Below are 4744 nucleotides of genomic sequence, written 5' to 3'. Positions count from 1 at the left end.
TTCCTCAAAGCTGGAAAGCTCTACGGCTGGTTTAGGCAAGCGGTTATACCACCACAGGGCAATACTGTCTCGCTCCACCAACTCCATAAAACCTTGCAAGATTGCTTCTTCCAAATTGTTGCCACTAGCACATCCGTTGGTGTCGGCACTCGCGAACAGGGCATGGTATTTTTGGGCATAACCGGAGTAACAATAAGCGGTTGGGATATACCGAGGTTCATCGTAAGTTAACGACCAAGCCGGACTCCACTCGATTTCCCTGTCTTCGTCAAATCGCTCTGGAATCCAGTCAAAGCTGATACGATTTCCATTGAGGCGATCGCGATTCTGAAATTGGCGATCGCTAAATAGCATACAAGCGTTCGGATGAATAGCGGTTCCCAAGTCTTTGAACCTCACTTTGATTCGCGGTTCATCCCCTTGAAATATACCCGTATATCGCTCAATCGCTTCGCACAACGCGCTGACTTTAGCCTGAATCTCACTCCTTCCCTTACCGTAGGCTTCGCTTCTGAGACTTTCTTGCAGCCCATCCAAGTCATCCAACGCATCGACAAACCCATAACCTGCGGTATAAGAAGGTGTCAATCCAGCCTCCTCCCCTGTAGAAGCTTGTCGCAGTACGCCGATGATGCCGGTAATGGGACTGATGTGGTGGGCGAACTGTTTGAAGGTTTCCTCGGGTGAGACACTGCGGTGTCCGCCATCACGAGTAAACGATTTCTTTCGGCTTTGGAGTACCAAGCGTGCTGACTTTTGGGCTGAGACATCATTAGGACTTAGGTATTGTGCCCCTCCATCCTGGGGGGAGAAACTTGTTGTTCTCCTCAGATTGGGGGGGCTAGGGTCTGTTTTCAAACCCGGAGATCCCCCTAAATCCCCCGAGGAGATCCCCCCCTCACCCCCCTTAAAAAGGGGGGGGTCAGAGGAGGCTGCGCCTTTTATATCACGGGGGACTTTGACTGAATTCTCCCCCCTTGTTAAGGGGGGCTGGGGGGGATCTGAATCTGGCGGCGAAGTTTGAAAACACGCCCTAGGGGGGCGTTCGTGTAATTCCCGATCCTGGAGATTGCCACAGCGCGGACATTGGGGACGCTGGATAAGAACGTGGTTGCCCTTATCCAGAGAGAGGGCGTTGAGAGTAACGATATTACCTTCTAGACTTTCGTTGCGATCGCAAACTACCCATTTCGCCGTTTCAGTTGCAGCCATGCCCAGGACTGTAGCAAGGGTGGAGGGTAAAACCGAGAGGGAGGTGGGCAAGGGTTGAGTCGTATTTTTTCGCTGTTGCAGGTAGCGTTCGACTTTTCGATGCCCTCGCAGTCGATGCGCTAGGCATTCCCAGCACCCTGTTTTACTGGGAATAAAGATTGGGCCAACCCACATCTCTATTCCTACAGGTTTAACCAACATCCACGCGCGAGCGCAACTCAAGGCATCCTGATTGAAGGTATCCAAACCCTCTTGCAAATAATCATCCGTCAGCACCACCCAGAAATTGCCACCCTCACCCACACGAACACCAAGGGATGCCAACATAGTTTTGAACGGTTCGGTGTCGATTTGTCCCAAGGAAACGACAGAAACTGTCACCTCCTGCAACCGCTGGGCGACTTGCTCTGAGTCTTGTCCCAACATCTCCCAAAATGCCGCTTGTTCAGATGGCATCGTTGGTTTGGCATCAACGATATAGCCTTTACTTTGCAAGCGAGTGAGCAAGTAGAATACTTCGGGAGCAGAGATGTCGTTCTGGAGGATAGCAATAATCTCTTCTACGGAATGTTTACCGTCCAAGAGTGGTGCTAAGCGAATGTAAGCATCCCCGCGCAGCAGGAAGTGTTCGTTTTCGGAAATTAAAAACACGCCATCTGAGGGGACAATTTCACAACGGAAACACGACTTAAACCTCGGTTGGCGCATCATCATTTATTTTTAAGTGCTTGTTTTCTTCTCGTTCTCAGTAATTTGTAGTGGCGTGGCACAGCTAAAATAGTGCATAAACTATAAGCTGTTGTGCATGTAATTTGCATATTGTTTAGTTAGGGAACGAACCGTCAATCCCTCTGGGTGTCTCCCCTCCCCGCGTCCCCGCGTCCGTCTCAACAAGCACTTTAAAAGCGTGACAGCTTAGTTATTGTGGTGTGGGCATCTTGCCCGCACCGGACGGGCGAGACGCCCATCCCACAAGAGAATTATAATGCCTCATTTTAGCCTTGCCACGCCACTACTGGGAGTCCTTGAGAATGGTGGAAGCTGTCAGTAGATAGTAATGGGCAATCGCCAATTGGAATGTCTTCCCCCTTACCGATTACCCATTACCTAAATCGCTGTCCCTCAATTCTGAGTAGTTCCAGAACAGGGAACTCTTCAGTTCAACTTATTCTTAGAACTCCGTACAACCCATCTTGTTTGGCATAGTTATAAAGTGCATCCTCGTCTGTAGTTCGTAATGCATCTGGAGGAGGAGGAAGCGCCAAAAACCCTTCTTCAGAGTCTGGATCGTTTACATACTGAAGAATAATAGTACTAGCGTCTACTATACTTCCAGGTTCGCCAGAGTTGACTATCGCTTCAAGCGTTGCCCTTGGGTCTTTATTCAATTGCCGCAGAAAACCATTAGGGTCTTGACTCCAAGCGTAAGCAAAGACACGTGCCCAAGAATCTTGATAGTCTTGTGGGGGGGGTGCCATAATTTACCTCTCTTTATGGGTTGGCGTTACCAAATAATCAGGTAGACTAATCCGTTACAAAGCTTATGCGATTTTATGGGGTATGCGAATCTTTAAACCAGGCCATCCATTAATCCAAGGATTACCAACTCTTAATGGCTGCCAAACAGGTAATTTTTTGATTCAAGTACACCTAAAAATTCCGTACATTCCATCTTGATTGGCATACAGGTAGAGTTGTTCCTCGCTCAGTTCCTGTAAAGCTGGTGGGAGAGCAGGCAGCGACACGAAACCGTACTCACAGTTATCGCTACTTGCATACTCGATAATAGTGGCACAAGAGCATACTAGATGTTTGGGATTGCCCGAGTTGACGACATCAGTAATTGCGTATTTTGGGTCTTTTCTCAGTCGTTGCAGAAAGTCTTTATTGTCCTTATGCCAAGCATGACCAAAGACATGCGCCCATGCATCTGCTAAGTCTGGGGGGTACACTGCGTCAATCATAAGTTACCTCTTTTCAAGCCTTCTTTATGGAGAAATAGTCAGGTAAACTAACGCTGATTCAAAGAATCTTGGAATCATAGCAATATACTAGAGCTTTTTTTTTTAATTTTTGTCAAGAGATTTTACCGAATTGATTGGGATGCTATTGACTTGACACAGTAGCAGTAAACTGGTAAAGAGCTGAACTCTAGCGATTCACCGCTCAGCAAAATAGCTAGTCAGTGATATCCGAAATCTTGAGAGGATACCATGACTGCAATTAGGAAACAGGCAAAGAGGAATTTGTGTCAGTAGACTTAACCCAAACCCATATCGATCCCAACGATCCGAAGTATCAATCCCTGTTAGAAGATTTACAGGGAAATATCCTCAAAAGTCACGAACGAAACTACTCCGTACATATCTTTGTAAAATTCAAGTCAGACTCGGACGCTATCCGAAAATGGATTAGTCATTTCGCAGAAACATTTGTCACCTCTGCTCAGCAGCAGTTGAACGATAGTGTTAGATATCAAGAAAGTCACTGTCAAGGAACACAAGGGCTGTTTGCCAACTTTTTCCTATCCTATAGCGGTTACATAACGCTTGGGTTTAACTTAGAAGTATCGCATAGAGTTGAATTTCCCAGTCCGGCATTTAAGGTGGGAATGCGGACATTCCAGCCGATACTGAACGATCCCCCATTTGACGAATGGGAAGAAGGATTCCATGATAAAATCCATGCCTTACTTCTCCTGGCAGATGATAATCCCGACAATTTAGAAGAGCAGGCAAACAAGGTCATAAAGGAAATCGAGAATGTAGCTGATATTGTCAACATAGAAGCAGGCATTTTACTCAGAAATAAAAAAGGGCAAGCGATCGAACACTTTGGTTTTAGAGATGGAGTCAGTCAACCCCTCTTCTTGAAAGACGATATCGATAAAATCAAAGAGCAAGGCACTGAAAAATGGGATTCCAGTGCCTCCTTAGACTTAGTGCTTGTGAAAGACCCATTTGGTCAAGGAGAGGATAGCTTTGGCAGCTATCTTGTCTACCGAAAACTCGAACAAGACGTTCGGGGTTTCAAAGCAGCGGAGCAAGAACTCGCTAAAAAGCTGAGATTGTCAGGTAAAGATGCAGAAAGAGCCGGTGCCTTAGTTGTAGGGCGGTTCAGAGATGGAACGCCAGTGACACTTTCTCCAGAAGCAAAAAACCCCGACCCCAATTTCAATAACTTCAATTACGATGACGACTTAGATGGCAGCAAATGCCCTTTTCACGCCCACATCCGCAAAGCCAATCCCCGAGGTGATAAAAACCATAACGAGGAGACATTGCAAGAACAACGCAACCATCGAATTGTTCGTAGAGCCGTCAGCTACAGCGAAAAGCCGAATGCAGGAGATGAGTCCCTGTCAAAACTATCGCGATTTCACAACCAACTGAGGCATTTAAGAGAGGTAACGCCCCAGCCAGCAAAAGACGAGACAGTTGGATTACTGTTTATGTGTTTCCAACGTGATATCTTTAACCAGTTTATGTTTATGCAAAAAAACTGGTCTAATAATCAGCACTTCGTGAAATAC

General features: G+C 46.6%; 4 protein-coding genes. 1 reads left to right on the top strand and 3 read right to left on the bottom strand.

The window, feature by feature from the left end:
• From V6C93_RS15795 to V6C93_RS15785, 3 genes are all read right to left on the bottom strand, one after another.
• The coding region (locus V6C93_RS15795) for a TOMM precursor leader peptide-binding protein (RefSeq protein WP_333477624.1) at window positions 1–1926 on the bottom strand (1926 nt) is incomplete at its 3' end.
• Between the two features lie 446 nt (window positions 1927–2372).
• Window positions 2373–2690, bottom strand: a complete 318-nt coding sequence (locus tag V6C93_RS15790) for a hypothetical protein (RefSeq protein ID WP_333477623.1) — start codon at window positions 2688–2690, stop codon at window positions 2373–2375.
• Between the two features lie 162 nt (window positions 2691–2852).
• Entirely contained in the window at window positions 2853–3176 is a 324-nt protein-coding gene (locus V6C93_RS15785) for a hypothetical protein (protein WP_333477622.1), read from the bottom strand.
• 284 nt (window positions 3177–3460) lie between these two features.
• On the opposite strand from V6C93_RS15785, the gene V6C93_RS15780 reads away from it, so the two are divergent.
• Window positions 3461–4744 (top strand): hypothetical protein (locus V6C93_RS15780; protein ID WP_333477621.1); only part of this gene is annotated, 1284 nt, incomplete at its 3' end.

The sequence above is a fragment of the Allocoleopsis sp. genome (genome assembly GCF_036703385.1).
Lineage (GTDB): Bacteria > Cyanobacteriota > Cyanobacteriia > Cyanobacteriales > Coleofasciculaceae > Allocoleopsis.
This window is presented reverse-complemented; position numbering and strand designations above follow the sequence as displayed.

Bases quoted from the DNA above. Each gene is read 5' to 3' on its own strand.
- V6C93_RS15785 (WP_333477622.1), bottom strand. From the start codon at position 3,176: ATGATTGACGCAGTGTACCCCCCAGACTTAGCAGATGCATGGGCGCAT.
- V6C93_RS15790 (WP_333477623.1), bottom strand. From the start codon at position 2,690: ATGGCACCCCCCCCACAAGACTATCAAGATTCTTGGGCACGTGTCTTT.